We start from the raw sequence: 17,692 nt of genomic DNA, 5'->3' as shown, positions 1-17,692 counted from the left end.
AGGGGGACGCGGCTTCCCGATCTGATCGGTACTTTTGTGGCATGCCACCCGCCGGGTGACAGAGCCAGGTGCCGTAGGGAGCATGATGACCGTCTTCGACAGCCGCGTGTCGGCCAGAGTCCGCATTTCGGGGGAGCAGTATCGTACCCCGGGTTCGTCGGCCAGCCAGGTCGGCTGGGTCGCCGCCCTCGTCTGGCCCGCCGTCTGGACCGCCGTCGTGGCGGGCTCCCTCCTCGGCGACTCCGGTCGCCTCCTGCTCTGGTTCGGCATCGCCGGCGTCGCCGCCATGCTGATCCGCCAGGGAGCCAAGGTCGTCGGTCGCCGCGTGCGCCACGCCAACCTCGTGATCGACGGCGCCCCCGGTGCCGAGGGCTCCGGCCGCATCCAGTACTGAGCGCCCTGCGGCGTCAGCCGCCCGGCACGCCCTGCGGCGTCAGCCGCCCGGCACGTCCTCGGAGTCAGCCGTTCAGCGGCGTGTGGACGTCTCGCGAGCCGTCGGCCGTGCGGTGCATGACCGGCCGCACGAAGAAGTCGACGATGCCGAAGAGCACCGCGCCGAGGAACGAGAGCATCGCCAGCTGGTCGAAGTGCCTCGCCACGCCTCCGCCGCCGGACGCCAGCGCGATCGACAGCACGTAGAGCACCGCAGCGCCGACGACGAACAGGACGACGAGTCCGAGGAGGAGTCGGTGCAGCTGCAGGCGGGTCACGCCCTCAGGATACGCCGCCCGAGGAACCGCCCTCGCCGCGTTCGTCTACCTGCGTCCGGGTCGGGCGCGTCCTGGGCGCCGTCGCCTCGAGTCCCGACGGGGAGCCGAGGAACATGTCGCTCGTGGACGGGTCCTCGAAGTCGCGGTCGTCGAAGTCGCGGTCGTCGCGCTCCGCGTCCGGCAGCGTCCGGATCGTCCCGGTCTCGGTCCTCGACAGGTGGTGCCTGGCCAGGACGTCGTCGCGCTCCTGGATCAGGAAGTCGCGGTTGGCCGCCTGGGCGTCCTGGAACATCGTGGTGCGTCCGGTCGTGATGGCCCGGATCCTGCGCGCCTCCCACACCCTCTTGCCGACCACCATCAGGATCAGCCCGCCCACGACGTAGCTCGCCATCATGGTGATGCCGCGCGAGAACCCGGGCCCCGTGCCGTAGAGCTCGCGCTTCAGCATCTCGGTGATGCCGCTGCCGACGACGACGTTGTTCAGCCAGGCGAACGGCTGCGTCATGAACCAGGCCGGGTACGCCGCCCCCGACGACGGCATCGACAGGAAGATGAAGACCACCATCGCGGGCAGGGCGATGAAGCGCCCGGCGAAGTAGCTGAAGCCGTTGACCGCGAGGCCGATGGCGGTGATCCAGCCCCACGCGATCAGGAACAGCATGCCGAAGTGACCGTGCACGGCGCCGATCACGGGGCCGGCGAGCACGTTGGTGACGAGCGAGATGATGACGCCGCCGCCCAGGATCACGAGCACCCTGGTCCGGTGCCGGAGAGGAGCCCCCATCAGGCCGATGAACATGGCGACCATGTAGCCGCCGATGCACCACGAGAGCATGAGGTACAGCGAGACCGTGCCGTACTCGTCCCAGGCGGGCAGCGGCGCGAGGTCGGTGACGGTCGCCGTCACGCCGGCCGCCGCGAGGACCGGCGTCAGCATCGCCGGGATGAGGGCCGACACCTGGTACTGGTGCGCGCTGGCCTTGAAGATCTCGTGGCTGGCGCCGTCGTAGGCGACGGCGACGCGGCCGTGCAGCACGGCCTGCTTGGCCGCCTGGAGCGACGAGTAGCTCTGCGGGTCGAGCACCCCGGGCAGCGCCTTGCCGATCGCCTGCCGGACCGAGTCGGGCACGCCCACCATCGCCACCGGCACCTCGTGCGGGTGCGGGGCGTGGAACGCCGCCACGTAGCAGAGGCAGAACATCACGATGAAGAACAGCGGGAGCCAGAGCTGCAGGCCGATCAGCTGCAGCGACGGGTGCAGTCGTCCGTACCAGAGGCGGAACGCCGACTTGTGCTGCGAGTCGCTCGTCGACACGATCCTCTCGCTCCGACCCATGGCGGCGCCTCCCTCTTGCTCACCCTCACGATAGCGAGCGGCGGCTGGGTGCGAGGGAGAGGGCCGTGAGGAGCCGGGCTGCCGGGCCCGCTCAGGACCGGGTGCGCGACACCGCCGAGGTGTCCATCGCGAGCTCCTCGGCGTCGAGGCCGAGCAGCACGCGCCGCATGACCTCCTCGTCGAGGTTGCCGTTGTCGCGCTCGCGGAGGACGACGTCGCGCCGCTTCTGCAGGAGCTCCCGCCGGATGCTCGCGAGCGCCCGCGCGTTGTTGCGGGTCGGCTTCACGAGCCTCGGGTCGGGCGTGATGTCGGGGATCACGATGTGCGGGGTGCTCCGCATGTCGGTCTCGCGCTCCGGGGGAGTCGCGTCGACCTCCTCCGCGCCCGCAGCCGAGCCGCCGTCCGCCTGGTCCTCCTCGGCCTGGTCGGCGTCCTCGCGGAGCCCCTGGCGGAACGCCTGATCCTGCCGCTGGAGGCGCTCCTTCAGGATCGTGATGCCGCGGTCGATCGGCTCGGAGCCCCACTGCTCGGCCCACGCGTCGCGGCGCTTGTCGAGGTACTCGAGGGCCTCCTGCGTGCTGTTGCTGACCAGCCGCAGCTCGGCCTGCACGTCGCGCTCGGCCTGCGTCAGGTCTTGCACGCCGAGCCTCCGGATGAGCCAGGGCAGCGTCAGCCCCTGGAGGAGCAGGGTGCCGACCGTCACGACGAACGCGATGAGGAACATGGTGTCGCGGGCCGGGACCTCCTTGCCGCTCGACGTGACCAGGGGGATCGACACGGCGGCGGCGAGCGTCACCACGCCCCGCATGCCCGTCCACGACAGGACCACCAGCTGCTGCCAGCTGAGCTTCGGATCGCGCCTGCCCCACATGACCCGCGCCACCCGCGCCCGCCGGAACCTCCGGAACCTCGAGATGACGAACCGCCGCATGCCGCGCGACCAGTAGTACGACGTGAAGATGAAGACCGGCCGCACCACGATGACGACGCCGAGCACGATGAAGGCGACCCCGAGGCTCTGGCCGAGGTCGCGGTTCGACTCCACGACGTCGCGGACGACCGTCGAGAGCTGCAGCCCGATCAGGGCGAACACGAAGCCCTCGAGGGTCACGTCGGCCGCGGCCCAGATGGGGCGCTCCTGCAGCCTCGACGCGTAGCCCTCCTTGGGCGAGTTGTAGCCGACGTAGAGGCCGGCCGCGACGACCGCGAGCACGCCCGAGCCCTGCAGCTGCTCGGCGGTGATGTAGGCGAGGAACGGCAGGATCAGCCCGATCACGATCTCGACCACGGGGTCTTTGACCTTCATGCGCAGGTAGTGCGCCAGGATGCCGAGGACGAGGCCCACGACGACGCCGACCCCGATCGCGAGGCCGAAGATCCCGAGATCCTGCCAGACGGTCAGCGCGGCCCCGCCGACGATGGCGAGGAACACCTTCACGAGCGTCAGCGAGGCGGCGTCGTTGATGAGGCTCTCTCCGGAGATGACGGCCATCATCTTGCGGGGGAGGCCGAGCTTCCGGCCGATGGACGCGGCCGACACGGCGTCGGGCGGGGCGACGACGGCGCCCACCAGGATCGCGGCGGGCAGCGTCATGTCGGGGATGAGCACGTAGGCCACCCAGCCGACGACGAGCGCCGTCACGATCACCAGGATGATGCCGAGGCGCCGGATCTGGACCAGGCTCTCGCGGAAGTTCTGGAACGACACGTCGAGCGACGCCGAGTAGAGCAGCGGCGGCAGGATCACCGTCAGGATCACCTCGGAGTCGATCCTGATGTCGGGGACACCGGGGATGAACGACACCAGGAGGGCGACGGCGACGACGAGGAGGGGCGCGGGCAGTCCGCGCCACCGGGCGAACGCCGTGATGGCGAGAGATCCGGCGAGCAGGAGGAGGAGTTCGAGTAGTTCCATGGCGGATCCGTCCGTCGTGTTCTGGATAGTCATTCTGCCAGGCGTCCCGCCGCACCTCTCAGCGAGGAGGGTGCGCGCTCCCGGCCGCGGTCGAGGCCGGCCTCGTACGATCAGGGGGTGATCCGGCGGACGACGACGAGCGGCGAGGTCCGCGGCGTGGCCGAGCGCGGCATCGTGGCCTGGCGGGGGATCCCGTTTGCGCAGCCACCGGTCGGTGACCTGCGCTTCCGGGCGCCCAGGCCTCCGGCGGAGTGGAGAGGGGTGCGGAACGCCCGCCACTTCGGTCCGGCCGCCCCGCAGGATCGCGGCCAGTTCGTCGGGATCGATGCCACCACGCCGCAGAGCGAGGACTGCCTCACGATCAACGTGACCGCGCCCGAGGGGTCGTCCCCGGGCGACGGCCTGCCGGTGCTCGTCTACGTCCACGGCGGCGCCTACGCGGTCGGCTCGTCGCGGGAGTTCCCCCGGCAGGGCGAGTCCCTGGTGCGGGACGGCGGCATCGTCTACGTCTCGTTCAACTACCGGCTCGGCGGGTTCGGCTACGTCGACTTCACGGCCTGGTCGACTCCCGAGCGCCCGATCGAGTCGAACCTCGGCCTCCGCGACCAGGTGCAGGCGCTCGAGTGGGTCCGCGACAACATCGAGGCCTTCGGCGGCGACCCCGGGCAGGTGACCGTCTGCGGGGAGTCCTCCGGCGCGAACGCCGTCACCACGCTGATGACCGTGCCGCGGGCCGAGGGGCTCTTCGCCCGGGCGATCGCGCAGTCGGCTCCGACGAACGCGGTCTATCCTCCCGACGTCACCGAGCGCTGGGCGGGCGACTTCCTCGAGATCCTGAGCCGCGTGGTCCGGGACGACGACCTCGAGTCGACCTCGCACGACGGGGCCGTCGACCTCCTGCGCCGGGCCTCGACGCACGACGTCGTGCGGGCGACGGCGCGGCTGTTCCTCCGGACGCCCGACGACCAGCCCGGCTCGATCTTCCTGTCGCCCGTCATCGACGGCGACTTCCTGCCCGAGCGCCCGCTCGACGCGTTCAAGTCCGGCCGGGCGCACCGCGTCCCGCTGATCATCGGGACGAACGACCGGGAGGGCTCCGTGTTCACCGGGCGCCGCGACATCCTGGCCACGACGCCGCTGCGCATCCGCTCCATCTTCGCCAACACGAAGAAGAAGGCCAGGAAGGCGATCACCGCGCAGTACCCGGGGCTTCCCGCGCGCCGCGCCTCCCTCGACTTCGGGGGCGACTTCTCGTTCTGGTACCCCTCGATCAAGGTCGCCGAGCGGCACGCCCGCTTCGCGCGGGTGTACTCCTACCGGTTCGACGCAGCCCCGCGCATCCTGCGTCTCGCCCGCGTCGACGCCTTCCACGGCCTCGAGCTCTGGGCCCTGTTCGACCGGATGGACTCCGCGTTCGGCTGGGCCATGAGCTCCCTCGGCGGGCGACGGGCGTTCCTCCGGACGGCCGGCAGGATGCGACGGCGCTGGCTGGAGTTCATCCGCACCGGCGAGGTCGCCGACTGGCCGTCCTACGACCCGCACCGCCGCCGGACGCTCATCATCGACACCGTCGACCGGGTCGAGTTCGACCCGCGCGGAGAGCGCCGACGGGTCTGGCAGGACTTCGTCCCGCACCTCTAGGAGCGCCTCCGCCACGCCGGGAGTTCATCTCCGAGTTGACCTCTGTTCACCCGGCCTGGAAGACTCCAGGCGGTGGATCTCACAGTCATAGTCGTCCTGGTCATCGCGTTGGCCGTCTTCTTCGACTTCACAAACGGTTTTCACGACACTGCCAACGCGATGGCGACTCCGATCGCGACCGGCGCGATGAGGCCGAAGGTCGCGGTCACCGTCGCCGCGCTCCTGAACCTCGTCGGCGCCTTCCTCTCGACGGAGGTGGCCAAGACGATCTCGGGCGGAATCATCCGCGAGGGCCCCGGCGGCGTCGAGATCACCCCGACCATGATCTTCGCCGGGCTCATCGGCGCCGTGATCTGGAACATGATCACCTGGCTCCGCGGACTGCCGTCGTCGTCGTCGCACGCGCTCTTCGGCGGCCTCATCGGCGCGGCCCTCGTCGGGGCGGGCACCGGCAGCGTCGACTTCTCGGTCGTGCTGTCGAAGGTCGTGTTCCCGGCCGTCCTGGCGCCGCTCGTCGCGGGGCTCGTCGCCTTCGTCGCGAGCCGCCTGGCGTACCGGATCACGAGGCGCCCGGTCGGCAAGAACCAGCGCGGCGGATTCCGGGTCGGTCAGATCTTCACCTCGTCGCTGGTCGCGCTCGCGCACGGCACGAACGACGCGCAGAAGACGATGGGCGTCATCACGCTCACCCTCATCGCGGGCGGCTTCCTCACCGCCGACGCCGAGCCGCCGTTCTGGGTGATCCTGGTCTGCGCCTGCGCGATCGCCGCGGGCACCTACACGGGCGGCTGGCGCATCATCCAGACCATGGGCGGCGGCCTCACCGACATCAAGGCGACCCAGGGCTTCTCCGCCGAGGCGTCGACCGCCGCGACCGTCCTCGCCTCGAGCCACCTCGGGTTCGCCCTGTCCACCACGCAGGTCTCGTCCGGATCGATCATCGGCGCCGGCCTCGGCCGTCGCGGCTCGACCATCCAGTGGGGGACCGCCGGCAAGATCGTGATCGCCTGGTTCATCACGCTCCCCGCCGCCGGCGCGGTCGGCGCGGTCTGCGAGCTGATCGCCCGCCTCGGCGTCGCCGGGCTCATCATCGACGCGGCGCTCGGCGTCGCGGTCATCGTCGGGATCTTCGTCGCCTCGCGCCGCAAGCCCGCCGTCCAGTCGAACGCCCTGGAGGTCGACGTCGCCATGAACTCCGTCCTCACGCGGCACGACCGGCGCGTGCTCGCCAAGAAGCGGAGCGACGAGCTCCTGGCCGAGCGTCGCAGGATGAGCGACGAGTCGCCCCTGTTCGGCCTCGGCGCCGAGGAGGAGGTCCGATGAGCATCGACTGGGGCGCATTCCTCCTGGTCGCCGCCGTGTCGCTCGGCGCCGCGGCAGCGCTCGTCAGCCTCTACGCCGCCGGTCTGCGGCTCCTGGCCATCGACGGGCGACCGACCGCGGCGGTGGCGGGCGCCTACGCCTGCTTCGCGCTGTGCGCCGTCGGCGTGCTCTTCGGCATCTACCTGATCGTGCCGACCTTCCACTAGGCGGTCCGGACGGCCGCTGGTCGGTCCGGCCGTTGCTGGTCGGCGCGGGGATGCCGCTCCGCGATCCAGACGCCGCTAGTCGATCTGGACCGCGATGGCGCCGTCGACGACGAGGGCCGTGAACACGCCGTCCGGAGTGGACTCCGAGACGACGTAGCGCCCGACGAAGGCCTCGGCGCGGGGCAGGCACGAGACCGAGTCGCGCACGCCGTCGAACGACATGACGTAGCAGAGCTGCCGCGGGTTCTCGCCCGTGCCGGCCCAGAGGCGCCAGCGGTGCTGCGACGGCTGTGAGGAGGGCGAGTCGTCGTAGAGCAGGCGGCTCGACGGCGGCGAGACGGCGTCGCGGAGGCCGTCGGGCAGGGCGTCGGTCGGCACCTGGACCCGGTTGATCGCGCGAGCCAGCACCGAGCCGCCGAACTCGGTGAAGGCCGTCGCGCCGGGATCGGGCGTCGACACGGCGGACGACGCGGACGACGGAGGCGAGTCCGCCGCGGGCCTGGACGTGGTCGCCCGACCGAGCGCCGCCCCGAGGACGACAGCGGCGACGAGGGCCGCTGCCGTCAGCGCGACCGGGTGGCGGCGGGCGAATCGGAGGGGCGCTCGCTGCGGGCGTGCGACGGCGCTGGCCGGTGCCCGTGTCGGGGCGGGAGTCGGGGCGTACGCGGCGGCGGCTCCGAGCGGCTCGGGCGACACGGGTGACGCGGGCGGCTCGGGCGACGCGGGCAGCTCGGGTGACTCGGGCGGGGCGACGAGGGGGGTGGCCGCGAGGGCCGCGTCGAGCGCGCGCGACTGCTGACGTCGGCGGGCGTCGAACGCGGCGAGCCTGGCAGCCGAGGCCCGTGCATCCTGGTCGCTCCCGACTCCCGAGAAGGCCGCCTCGGCCAGGGCGGCGCGCTCGAGCGCAGGATCCGCGGCCCCGGCAGGCGGGAAGCCCGCGGCCGGCACCCGGGCCAGCAGCTCGTCGAAGGCGTCGCCCTCCCCGCCCGCCGCGTGGAACGCCGCCTGGAACCGGGCGCGGAAGTCGTCGTCGTGCGACGCGGCGGCGGCTGCCGCCGCTGCCGACCCGTGGCCTCCGGCCTCCATGGCACCTCTTCGCTCCGGCGGGCGCGACACCGCGTCCGTGGCCCGAGCGTAGCGCTCGCCGGAGCGGGGCTCTGCCATGATCGGACCATGTCGACGCACGACCCGAAGCGGCTCCTGGTCGCCGTGAACCCCAGCGCCTCGTTCGGCCGTCACCGGCCGGTCGGCCCCGTCGTCGTCGACGCTCTGACTAAGGCCGGTCACGACGTCCACGCGCTCGAGCGCTCCTCGGAGGGCGAGCTCCGGGAGGCGCTGCGCGTCGCGCTCGGAGGCGGCGCGCTCGGAGACGCCGGCGGTGCAGCCCGCCCCGACGCCCTCGTCGTGGTCGGCGGCGACGGGATGGTCAGCCTCGGCACCGGGCTCGTCGCGTCGACCGGGATCCCGCTCGCGCTCGTGCCGACCGGCACCGGGAACGACTTCGCCCGCGCGCTCGGGCTGCCCTTCGACGATCCTGCGCGGGCGATCGCTCAGCTCGTCACCCTGCTCGACGGATCACCGCGCCCCGTCGACGCGCTCCTCGCCCGGGGATCCCAGGGCGAGACCTGGGTGGCCGGCGGGGTGTCGGCGGGCTTCGACGCCCTCGTGAACGAGCGCGCCAACCGGATGCGGAGGCCGCGGGGCCGCGCGCGCTACGACATCGCGCTCGCCCTCGAGCTCCTGCGCCTGCGGCAGGTCGACTACGAGGTCGTGGTCGACGGCGTGCCTCAGGAGGTGGCCGGGACCCTCGTCTCGGTCGGGAACGCGCGGAGCGTCGGAGGCGGGATCACGCTGCTCCCCGACGCGGTCGTCGACGACGGGCTCCTCGACCTCCTCATCGTCGACCGCCTGTCACGCCGGGCGTTCCTCCGGCTGTTCCCTCGCGTGTCGAAGGGCACGCACGGCGACGACCCCAGGGTCAGGATGTCGCGCGCGAAGACGGTCACGATCTCGGCTCCCGGCGTGGTCGCGTACGGGGACGGGGAACGCCTCGGGCCGCTCCCGATCGAGATCGAGGTCGTGCCCGAGGCGCTCCTGGTCTACGCGCCGATCAGTACCAGTTGACCGCCTGCGAGTGACCCCACGCGGCGCACGGGGTGCCGTAGGAGCCGGAGATGTAGCGGAGGCCCCAGATCACCTGCGTCGTGGCGTTGGTCGACCAGTCGGACGCGACGGTCGCCATCTTGCTGCCGGGGAGGGCCTGCGGGATCCCGGTCGCGCCGGAGGGGTTGTACGCCTTGTAGTTCCAGCCGGACTCCTTGGTCCAGAGCGAGACGAGGCAGGAGTACTGGTCGGAGCCCCAGCCGTACTCGGAGGCCATCAGGGCCTGGGCGGTCGCCTTCGCGCCCGCCGGGGTGTTCGCGGCGGCCTGCCGAGCGGCGTCGGCCGCAGCCCGGGCCGCGGCCTGGGCTGCCGCCTTCTCTGCGGCGGCCTTCGCAGCGGCCGCCTGGAGGGCTGCCGCTGCCCGCTGGTCGGCCGCGATGGACGCGGCGCCGACCGACTCCGCGGCATCCTGCGTCGTGGCTACCCGGGCGAGGACCGTGTCGGCGTTCATCTCCCGGTAGTCCTTCAGCGAGGCGAGCGACGTCGTCAGTGCGCCGGTTGCGACCTTGCCCTGCGCCTCCTCGGCGATCTGCCTGCCGGAGGCGAGGGCGAGCCGGGCGACGGTGTCGGCGGTCTCGCGGGGGATCGCAGAGCCCGCGTGGATCGAGAGGCGGTCGCCGCCCACCTCCGTCACGGTGACGTCGTGGCTCGCCGTGGCGGTCGGAGTCGGGAGGGCGAGGGCGGAGCCGCCGGAGAGGGTGGCGCCGACGAAGCCGGTGCAGGCGACGGCGGCCGTGGCCGCCATGCCGGTGACGCCGATGATGCGGGCGCGGCGCGAGCGGCGCCTGCGGGCCGCGAGGTCGCGGCGGGTGAACGCCTCGGGCGGCGTGGCGGCAGTGTCGGCCGTCGTGGCGGGGCTGGCGGAGGGCGTGGATGTGGCGGAGGGCGTGGATCTGTCGGAGGGCTTGGATCTGTCGGAGGGCGTGGAGGAGGGGCGGAAGCGCATTCTGTCCAAAGGGTCGACCGGGGTCCAGGCACCTCGACGAAGGCAGGGCGACGTCGAGTCCGGGCACGCGCGCTGCGGTCTCGCGGCGGGCGCGCCGGACCGTGCCCGTGCGATCCGGAAGAGACGGATCCGGTCGCGAGACGGGCGGGTGATGGGCCGGTGGCTTATCGGTGGGGCGCTGTCTCGGCCCCTGCCCGCCGGACCCGGAGGCCGCGCAGCAGGCGAAGCAGCGAGTATGGCTGCCGTTTCTGGACAGGCACGGCCAAACTCCTGGCAGAACGATCTGTTCGGGCAGTACCGGGTATGCAATACTGAGTAAGCACTACCCACGACGATCAGGGGGTACCGTCCGTGTCCATCCGCCAGAGCTTCCTCGCGATCCTCGACCAGGGAGCGTGCTACGGCTATCAGCTGCGCACCGAGTTCGAGCGGCGCACCGGCTCCACCTGGCCCCTCAACATCGGCCAGATCTACTCGACGCTCGACCGGCTGGTGCGAGACGGCCTCGTCGCCCGCGACGAGTCGTCCGAGGGCGACCAGATCTACTACACGATCACCGAGGCGGGCAGCGCCGAGGTGCGGCAGTGGCTCACCGCCCCCGTCGTCCGCTCCGCCGCAGCGAACCGCGACGAGCTCGCGATGAAGCTCGCGATCGCCGTGACTCTGCCAGGCGTCGACATCGTCGCCATCATCCAGGCGCAGCGGGCGTCGACCTTCCGCACCCTGCAGGAGCTCACCCGCACCAAGAACGCGGGCGGCGAACCGCTCACGTCCGACGATCTCGCCTGGCAGCTCGTGGTCGACAGCATGCTGTTCCAGGCGGAGGCCGAGATCCGCTGGCTCGACCACTCCGAGACGCGCCTCGTGCGCGCCGCGGCGGAGGGCCTCGCCGAACCGCTGCCGATCGACGACACCCCGGTGCGCCGGGGGAGGCCCGCGCGTGTCCGGGGCGGGGGGCCGGCGTGAACGGCGACGAGCTCCTGCGTCTCGACGGCGTCTCGGTGCAGTACGGCCGGGGCGAGACGAGCGTCACAGCACTCTCGGGCGTCGACCTCACCGTCTCGCGAGGCGAGCTGGTGGCTGTCATGGGCGCCTCCGGCTCGGGCAAGTCGACCCTCCTGACCGTCGCGGGCGGGCTCCGGCAGCCGACCAGCGGCGAGGTCGTCGTCGAGGGGCACTGGCTCAGCCAGCTCTCACCGCGGCAGGTGGCGACCCTCCGCAGGCGCAGCCTGGGCTTCGTCTTCCAGGACTTCAACCTGATCCCGTCCCTGACCGCGCTCGAGAACGTCTCCCTCCCGCTCGAGCTCGACGGCTTCCCGTCCAGGCGCGCCCGGCGTCCGGCGCTCGACGCGCTCGCCGTGGTCGAGCTCCAGGGCAAGGGCGACCGGTATCCGGCCGACCTGTCGGGCGGTCAGCAGCAGCGGGTGGCCATCGCTCGCGCCGTCGTCGGCGGCCGGTCGCTGATCCTGGCCGACGAGCCGACCGGCGCGCTCGACTCGAGCACGGGCGAGATCGTGCTCAGGATGCTCCGGGGCCGGGTCGACGCGGGAGCAGGCGGCATCCTGGTCACCCACGATGCCAGGCACGCCGCCTGGGCCGACCGGATCGTGTTCCTGCGCGACGGCCGCATCGTCGACCAGTCCGAGCCCGCACCGATCGCGACGCTCTTCGAGGGAGCGGATCGGTGAGGGCCGCGGGGGGAGGGCTTCCGGAGTCGAGTCGCGGGGTGGTCCGACTCGGCTTCCGGATGTCCCGGAGGATGCTCCTGCAGTGGCCGGGCCGGAGCATCCTGGTGGCCGCGCTGATCGCGGTGCCGATCATCGGGGTGAGCGGCATCGACACCGTCGAGGCGAGCCGCACGGCCACGTCGAGCGAGCAGGCGCGCATCGCGCTCGGGCAGACCGAGGCGGCTCTCACCGTCGTCTCCGCGCCCGACGCCACGCTCACGCAGGATCCCCTGAATCCGACCATGTACTCGAGTGGCGCGACCGATCCGGTCACCGGCTCGCTCCGCGACCCGGCCTCGCTGTTCCCGTCGGGGACGCACCTCCTGACGCTCCGTCCCGCCAGCGTCGTGGCCCGGACGCCCGACGGCCTGGGCTCGTTCCAGGCCGTCGAGGGGCAGGCCTTCGATCCCGCCTTCGCCGGGAGGTTCGACCTCGTCGACGGTCGGCGGCCGACGTCCCCGGGCGAGGTGATGGTCACGCCCGCGGGCCTCGCCCACTTCGGCATCCCCCTCGGCGGCACGATCCGTCTGACGAAGCCCGAGCCGCGCGACCTGCGCGTCGTCGGCACCCTCAGCGACGTCGACGCGGCGACCGCGACAGTCGTCGTCTTCGGCGACGACGGCGCCTTCGACGACGCGACGGCTCGGAGTGCTCTGACCGAGACGACCTTCTACGCCACCGACCGGTCGGTGCCGTGGAGCGAGGTCCGGCGGCTCAACGCGCAGGGCGTCACCGTCCTGTCGCGGAGCGTGCTGCTCGATCCGCCCTCCGAGCGGGTGGCACCCCGCACCGACGGCATCGAGCAAGGCAATCTCTTCGGAGTCCTCGCGGTGGCACTGGTCGGCGCCTTCGGCATGTTCGAGGTCTGCCTCCTCGCCGGCGCCGCCTTCGCCGTCGGGGCCAAGCGCCGGCAGCGCGAGCTCGCCATCCTCTCCAGCGTGGGAGCGGAGCGGCGCACGATCTTCGCGGTGATGTCGTTCGAGGGCATCCTGCTCGGCTTCGTCGGTGGGCTCGTCGGCACGGGGATCGGCGTCCTCGCCGCCCGGGTGGCGCTCCCGATCCTGGCCGACGGCGTCGCTTCGCAGTACCCCGGCTTCCACGTCGACCTGCCCGTCCTCGCTCTCATCGTGCTCGGGGCGACCGTCTCGGGCTGGATCGCGGCGGCCGTGCCCGCCCGCGCGGCCTCGCGGGTCGACGTCGTCGCGGCACTCCGAGGCGCCCTCCGTCCGCCCCGGGCGACCCTCAAGAGGCCGATCGTCGGGTTCTTCATCGCCGTCGGCGGCTCGATCGTCGCTCTCATGGGCGGGCTCGTCGTCATCGCGAGCCAGCAGGGCGATCAGGTCAACCAGCACGCCTTCTCCGGAGGCGTCGCGCTCCTCGTCGCGGGCCCAGTCCTCATGCAGGTCGGCGCGGTCCTCCTCGCGCCGCGGCTCCTCCGCTGGGCGACGTCGATCCTGTCGACGCTGGGCAGCGCGGCCCGGCTCGGCACGCGCGACGCCTCCCGCAACCCGTCCCGGAGCGTCCCGGCGCTCGCCGCGATCATGAGCACGGTGTTCGTCTCCGCGTTCGTCATGTGCCTCGTCTCCGGCGGCCAGGCGCTCACGATCCGCGATCACCAGTGGAACTCGCCGCTCGACACCGCCGCGGTCGGCCTCTACACCTACGACAACGCGACCTCGGGCTCGCAGAGCCCCGTGGCCGTCCGCCGGACGGCCGGCTCGATCCCGACCGCCCTCGAGCAGGCCTTCCCGGGGTCCCGCGCCCGCGTCCTCTCCGGCCTGCCCGACTTCGGCGAGCTGGGCGACGAGGCGGTGTCGAGCTACGTCGTGCCTCGGCTGCCTGCCGAGCCAAACACGCAGCGCCCGATCTACCTCGACTCGACGGGGAGCGGAGACCACGTCCTCGTCGGCTCGGAGAGCGACCTCCGCGCGATCCTGGGCGAGAGCGTCTCTCCGGAGTCCGAGGCGACGCTCCGCGCGGGCGGCGTCGTTTCGCTCTACCCGCAGTACGTCGCGAAGGGGCATGTGACGCTCGACACGGTCCCGGCGAAGCCCGCCGCCGACGGATCGGCCGGCCCTGCGACGAGATCCGTCTCCGTCCCCGCGACGGTGCAGCGCCCGCCCCACGACATGTCCTTCGGGCTCTTCCTCCTGCCGTCGACCGCGGCTCGGCTCGGCCTGCATCCGGCGCCGTCGATGGTGCTGGCGACCCTCGACGGTCCGCCGACGAGCGCCGAGCGGGAGGCCGCCGCCGCGAGGCTCTCCGTCATCGACGACTCGCTGAACGTCCAGATCGAGACGGGGCCCGACGACTTCGCCCAGACGACCTCCTGGACGCTCCTCCTGCTGACGACGCTGATCGCCATCGCAGCGTCCGGAGTCGCCCTCGCCCTGGCCCGGGCCGACGCACGGCGCGACCGCGAGGTGCTCGACTCGATCGGAGCGCCTCCCCGGCTGCAACGCGCGTACGGATTCTGGCAGGCCGTCCTCCTCGTCGGGCTCGGCGCGCTCATCGGTGTCGGCCTCGGTCTCGTCCCGGCCTTCGCGCTCGGCATCCGGCCGGTCGGGAGCACCCGCGGCGTCGTGCCCTTCGACCCGCCCTGGCTCCAGCTGGGGCTGACGGCCGTCGTCATGCCGCTGGTCATCGCTGCTGTCGCCTGGCTGACCGGCGGCTCTGGCCGCACCGGCGGCTCCGGCCGCACCGGCGGCGGACTCCGCGGCCGCCTGAGTCGCCCGGGCGGCCGACGTCAGAACCGGACGGCCGCCTCGAGGGCGTCGGCCTGACTCTCGAGCCACTCCTGACGCCGCACGATCCTGTCGCCGACCCCCTCCTGCCACATTCGCGCCCAGCCCCCGCCGAGGGTCTCGGCCCGGTGCCGCATCGAGTGCCACGAGCGCACCGCGATGCTCTGCGAGACGCGCACCAGCTGCGCTCGCCCGGCAGCGCTCATCCCGTACTCGTCGACGATCAGGCGTCCCCGCTCGAACGGGTCGGCGTCGCGGAGCGCCTCCTCGCGGTCCTCGGCCGGCATCCACGGCGCCCACCAGAGCAGCACGTTCGCCAGCTCCTCCACGCGCGTCGCGGGCCGTGCGAGGTCGAAGTCGATCAGTGACACGGCGGCTCCGTCGCGGAACACCACGTTCTCGGGCGTCACGTCGAGGTGCCCGATGAGTGTCGGTGGGCCCGCGAGCGTCGGGGGAGACCCCGCAGGATCGGGCATCCCCAGCTCCCGAGACCACTCCGGCACGCCGAGGCGCTCGGCCGCGTCGTCGTACCGCCGCACCAGCCGTGCGACGCTCCCCGCCCGCTCCGGCTCGCCGATCCACTCGGGCCACGGCCGCACAGCCGCATCGCCCTCGACGAAGGTGAGGACCTCCCGGCCCGCGTCGTCGGTCCCGAGGTGGCGCGGGGCGCCGTCGAACCCGGCTGCCTCCAACTCGCGGAGCAGGCGCGCGACGGCCGCCGACGTCGGTGCGGCCGGGCGCCGCACGGTACCGCCCTTCCGGACGAGCCCCTCCGTCACGTCGCCGCCGAGCAGCGGGACCTCGGGGGCATCGGGTTCGGGCTCGACGTAGCGCATGCGTCCATCGTCGCAGGCGGCCGTCCCTCCGTCCGTCCGCCCGCCTCGGCGCTGGCGCTCGGGCCCCGAGTCATGTAGATTCCACGGAAGATACATCCGCAGAATCCACTTGGAGCGCCATGGGCCCCCTCGAGCAGGTCTTCTCCGACCTCGTCCGCGCGCAGATCGAACTCTGGAACGCCGTCGACGCCCGCCTCCGCCGTGACCACGGCTTCGGCGCGGCCACCTTCGAGCCGCTCCGCGTGATCGCCGAGCGAGGCGGCTGCCGCGTGGGCGACATCGCCGACGACCTCGTGATCACCGTCGGAGGCGCCAGCAAGCTGGTCGACCGCCTCGAGTCCTCCGGCCTCTGCCTCCGCCGCGCCAACCCGGAGGACCGCCGCTCGTCGCTCATCGGGCTGACCACCGCCGGCGAGGGAGCCCTCGCGGCGGCCACCGACACCCTCCGCGACGAGCTGTCGACGAGACTCCTGGGCCCGCTCGGTGACCGGCGGCTCGATGCCCTCGGCGACACCCTCTCGATCCTGCGCCGCTCTCATTCCACCACCGGCCAGACGGCCGCCCCCCGCCCCGAGAGGACCACCCCGTGAACGCGACCCCGACGCCCGCGACCCCGACACCTGCGACCCCGACACCCCCGGCCGGCACCGAGCCGATCCCGGCCACGATGCGCGCCGTGGTCCTCGACGCTCCCGGCACCGAGGAGGAGCCCGGTGGCCTCGCCGTCCGCGACCTGCCTGTCCCGACTCCCGAGCCCGGACGGGTCCTGATCCGCGTGAGGGCCTTCGGCCTCAACCGGTCTGAGCTCCACACTCGAATGGGCCTCGCTGACGGCGTCACGTTCCCGCGGGTTCTCGGGATCGAGGCGACCGGCGTCGTAGCCGCAGCCCCGGGCGGCGAGTTCGAGGTCGGCCAGCAGGTCGTGGCGATGATGGGCGGCATGGGCCGCACCTTCGACGGCGGCTACGCCGAGTACACCAGCGTCCCGGTCGCGCAGGTCGTCCCCTTCACCAGCGACCTTCCCTGGTCGACCCTCGGGGCGGTCGGCGAGATGCTGCAGACCGCCTACGGGTCGCTCACCGTCGGCATGGACGCTCAGCCCGGCTCGTCGATCCTGATCCGCGGCGGCACCTCGTCGATCGGCATGGCGGCCGCCGTCCTCGGCAAGCAGCGCGGCATGACGGTCTTCTCCACCACCCGGAACCCCGACAAGGCCGACCAGTTGACGGCGATCGGCGTCGACCACGTGCTCGTCGACGACGGCGATGTCGCGGCGCAGGTGCGCGCGATCCTGCCTGAGGGAGTCGGCTCCGCGCTCGAGCTCGTCGGCGCCCCCGCCGTCCGCGACACCCTCCGGGCGGTCGGCTACCACGGCACCGTCTGCTTCACGGGGATGCTCTCGAACGAGTGGATCCTGCCCGACTTCTACCCGAACGACTACCTGCCGCGCGGCGTGCGGCTCGCCGGCTACTCGGGCGACGCCAGCGATCTGCCGCCCGGGGTGCTCCAGGAGTTCCTCGACGCGGTGGCCGCGGGGGACGCCGTCGTGCCGATCCAGCGTGTCTTCACGCTCGACGAGATCGCCGAGGCCCACGGGGTGATGCTCGCGGGCGGCGGCGCCGGGAAGCTCGTCGTCACGACGTGAGGGCAGAAGGCGGCAGGTCGTAGGTGACCCACCGGGTCGCTGTCGCGTGCCGGTCGTACAGGCGCCGCGCCGGAGCGTTCTCCCGGTCGGTGATCCACCGCACCACGCTCAGCCCCTCGTCGCCCGCGAGGTCCGCGATCCGGGCGAGGAGCGCCGATCCTGCGCCCCGGCCCCGCGCAGCAGGCGACGTGAACAGGTCGTCGAGGTAGAGCCCCGTCGTGCCGCTCGAGGGTCTGGCGAACGTCCGGATGTCGGCCAGCGCGATCGGCACGTCGTCGTCGCCGGTCGCCACGAGGCCGCGAAGAGAGTGCTCGCCGCGCAGGATCCAGCCCCACACCCGGTCGACCACCCGGTCGTCGCGCTCCAGGCGGTAGAACTCGCGGTAGCCGGAGTAGAGGGCCTTCCAGGCGTCCTCGTCGGAGGCGGTCACGAATCGGGTCAGCACGGCGCTCTCGGTCATGCGTCGACGCTAGCGGCCCGTTAGGCTCGACGGCGGACCA

Annotated in this window: 17 protein-coding genes; 10 read left to right on the top strand and 7 right to left on the bottom strand. The window is 72.6% G+C overall.

The window, feature by feature from the left end; all coding sequences use genetic code 11:
* The first annotated feature begins 85 nt into the window (after positions 1–85).
* A complete protein-coding gene (locus ABD733_RS11820) occupies positions 86–394 on the top strand; it encodes a hypothetical protein (RefSeq protein WP_344796433.1) in 309 nt (102 codons plus the stop codon).
* 64 nt (positions 395–458) lie between these two features.
* Here ABD733_RS11820 and ABD733_RS11815 read toward each other — a convergent pair whose 3' ends face one another.
* From ABD733_RS11815 to ABD733_RS11805, 3 genes are all read right to left on the bottom strand, one after another.
* Positions 459–710, bottom strand: coding sequence for a hypothetical protein (locus ABD733_RS11815; RefSeq protein ID WP_344796431.1), 252 nt, complete (start codon positions 708–710; stop codon positions 459–461).
* Positions 711–714: 4 nt separating this feature from the next.
* Positions 715–2,046: an ABC transporter permease gene (locus ABD733_RS11810; RefSeq protein ID WP_344796429.1), complete on the bottom strand. Its 1,332-nt coding sequence runs from the start codon at positions 2,044–2,046 to the stop codon at positions 715–717.
* 91 nt (positions 2,047–2,137) lie between these two features.
* Complete coding sequence (locus ABD733_RS11805; protein WP_344796427.1) at positions 2,138–3,961, bottom strand: cation:proton antiporter; 1,824 nt, start codon at positions 3,959–3,961, stop codon at positions 2,138–2,140.
* 117 nt (positions 3,962–4,078) lie between these two features.
* Here ABD733_RS11805 and ABD733_RS11800 point away from each other — a divergent pair, with 117 nt between their 5' ends.
* From ABD733_RS11800 to ABD733_RS11790, 3 genes are all read left to right on the top strand, one after another.
* The gene (locus ABD733_RS11800; protein ID WP_344796425.1) at positions 4,079–5,602 is read left to right on the top strand and encodes a carboxylesterase/lipase family protein; all 1,524 of its coding nucleotides are present in this window, start codon (positions 4,079–4,081) and stop codon (positions 5,600–5,602) included.
* Between the two features lie 72 nt (positions 5,603–5,674).
* Positions 5,675–6,925 (top strand): inorganic phosphate transporter, encoded by a 1,251-nt coding sequence (locus ABD733_RS11795; RefSeq protein ID WP_344796423.1) that lies wholly within the window; start codon positions 5,675–5,677, stop codon positions 6,923–6,925.
* Positions 6,922–7,131, top strand: coding sequence for a hypothetical protein (locus ABD733_RS11790; RefSeq protein ID WP_344796421.1), 210 nt, complete (start codon positions 6,922–6,924; stop codon positions 7,129–7,131). Before ABD733_RS11795 ends, ABD733_RS11790 begins: the two co-directional genes overlap by 4 nt.
* Before the next feature lie 75 nt (positions 7,132–7,206).
* On the opposite strand, the gene ABD733_RS11785 is transcribed toward ABD733_RS11790, so the two are convergent.
* A complete protein-coding gene (locus tag ABD733_RS11785) occupies positions 7,207–8,295 on the bottom strand; it encodes a hypothetical protein (RefSeq protein ID WP_344796419.1) in 1,089 nt (362 codons plus the stop codon).
* A gap of 9 nt (positions 8,296–8,304) precedes the next feature.
* Between ABD733_RS11785 and ABD733_RS11780 the strand changes: the two genes are divergently transcribed.
* On the top strand, positions 8,305–9,255 hold the full coding sequence (locus tag ABD733_RS11780; protein WP_344796417.1) for a diacylglycerol/lipid kinase family protein: 951 nt from the start codon (positions 8,305–8,307) through the stop codon (positions 9,253–9,255).
* On the opposite strand, the gene ABD733_RS11775 is transcribed toward ABD733_RS11780, so the two are convergent.
* Positions 9,242–10,240 carry an aggregation-promoting factor C-terminal-like domain-containing protein gene (locus ABD733_RS11775; protein ID WP_344796415.1) on the bottom strand — a complete coding sequence of 333 codons (999 nt, stop codon included), beginning with the start codon at positions 10,238–10,240 and terminating at the stop codon, positions 9,242–9,244. The two genes, ABD733_RS11780 and ABD733_RS11775, sit on opposite strands and share 14 nt — an antisense overlap.
* 351 nt (positions 10,241–10,591) lie before the next feature.
* On the opposite strand from ABD733_RS11775, the gene ABD733_RS11770 reads away from it, so the two are divergent.
* Genes ABD733_RS11770 through ABD733_RS11760 form a run of 3 tightly spaced genes read left to right on the top strand, consistent with a single transcriptional unit; the run spans position 10,592 to position 14,750 of the window.
* Positions 10,592–11,206 carry a PadR family transcriptional regulator gene (locus tag ABD733_RS11770; RefSeq protein WP_344796413.1) on the top strand — a complete coding sequence of 205 codons (615 nt, stop codon included), beginning with the start codon at positions 10,592–10,594 and terminating at the stop codon, positions 11,204–11,206.
* Positions 11,203–11,928 carry an ABC transporter ATP-binding protein gene (locus tag ABD733_RS11765; protein ID WP_344796411.1) on the top strand — a complete coding sequence of 242 codons (726 nt, stop codon included), beginning with the start codon at positions 11,203–11,205 and terminating at the stop codon, positions 11,926–11,928. Before ABD733_RS11770 ends, ABD733_RS11765 begins: the two co-directional genes overlap by 4 nt.
* A gap of 38 nt (positions 11,929–11,966) precedes the next feature.
* Positions 11,967–14,750, top strand: a complete 2,784-nt coding sequence (locus tag ABD733_RS11760; protein ID WP_344796409.1) for an FtsX-like permease family protein — start codon at positions 11,967–11,969, stop codon at positions 14,748–14,750.
* Here the strand turns inward: ABD733_RS11760 and ABD733_RS11755 are convergent.
* Positions 14,714–15,547, bottom strand: coding sequence for a phosphotransferase (locus ABD733_RS11755; RefSeq protein WP_344796407.1), 834 nt, complete (start codon positions 15,545–15,547; stop codon positions 14,714–14,716). The two genes, ABD733_RS11760 and ABD733_RS11755, sit on opposite strands and share 37 nt — an antisense overlap.
* A gap of 119 nt (positions 15,548–15,666) precedes the next feature.
* On the opposite strand from ABD733_RS11755, the gene ABD733_RS11750 reads away from it, so the two are divergent.
* Positions 15,667–16,137, top strand: coding sequence for a MarR family winged helix-turn-helix transcriptional regulator (locus tag ABD733_RS11750; protein WP_344796405.1), 471 nt, complete (start codon positions 15,667–15,669; stop codon positions 16,135–16,137).
* Complete coding sequence (locus ABD733_RS11745) at positions 16,134–17,192, top strand: alcohol dehydrogenase catalytic domain-containing protein (protein ID WP_344796403.1); 1,059 nt, start codon at positions 16,134–16,136, stop codon at positions 17,190–17,192. Before ABD733_RS11750 ends, ABD733_RS11745 begins: the two co-directional genes overlap by 4 nt.
* Here ABD733_RS11745 and ABD733_RS11740 read toward each other — a convergent pair.
* The gene (locus ABD733_RS11740; RefSeq protein ID WP_344796401.1) at positions 17,182–17,652 is read right to left on the bottom strand and encodes a GNAT family N-acetyltransferase; all 471 of its coding nucleotides are present in this window, start codon (positions 17,650–17,652) and stop codon (positions 17,182–17,184) included. The two genes, ABD733_RS11745 and ABD733_RS11740, sit on opposite strands and share 11 nt — an antisense overlap.
* Positions 17,653–17,692 lie beyond the last annotated feature (40 nt).

The sequence above is a fragment of the Frondihabitans peucedani genome, from assembly GCF_039537585.1.
GTDB classification, from domain to species: Bacteria; Actinomycetota; Actinomycetes; order Actinomycetales; family Microbacteriaceae; genus Frondihabitans; species Frondihabitans peucedani.
The sequence above is the reverse complement of the archived record's forward strand: the minus strand, read 5'-3'. Positions and strand labels throughout refer to the sequence as shown.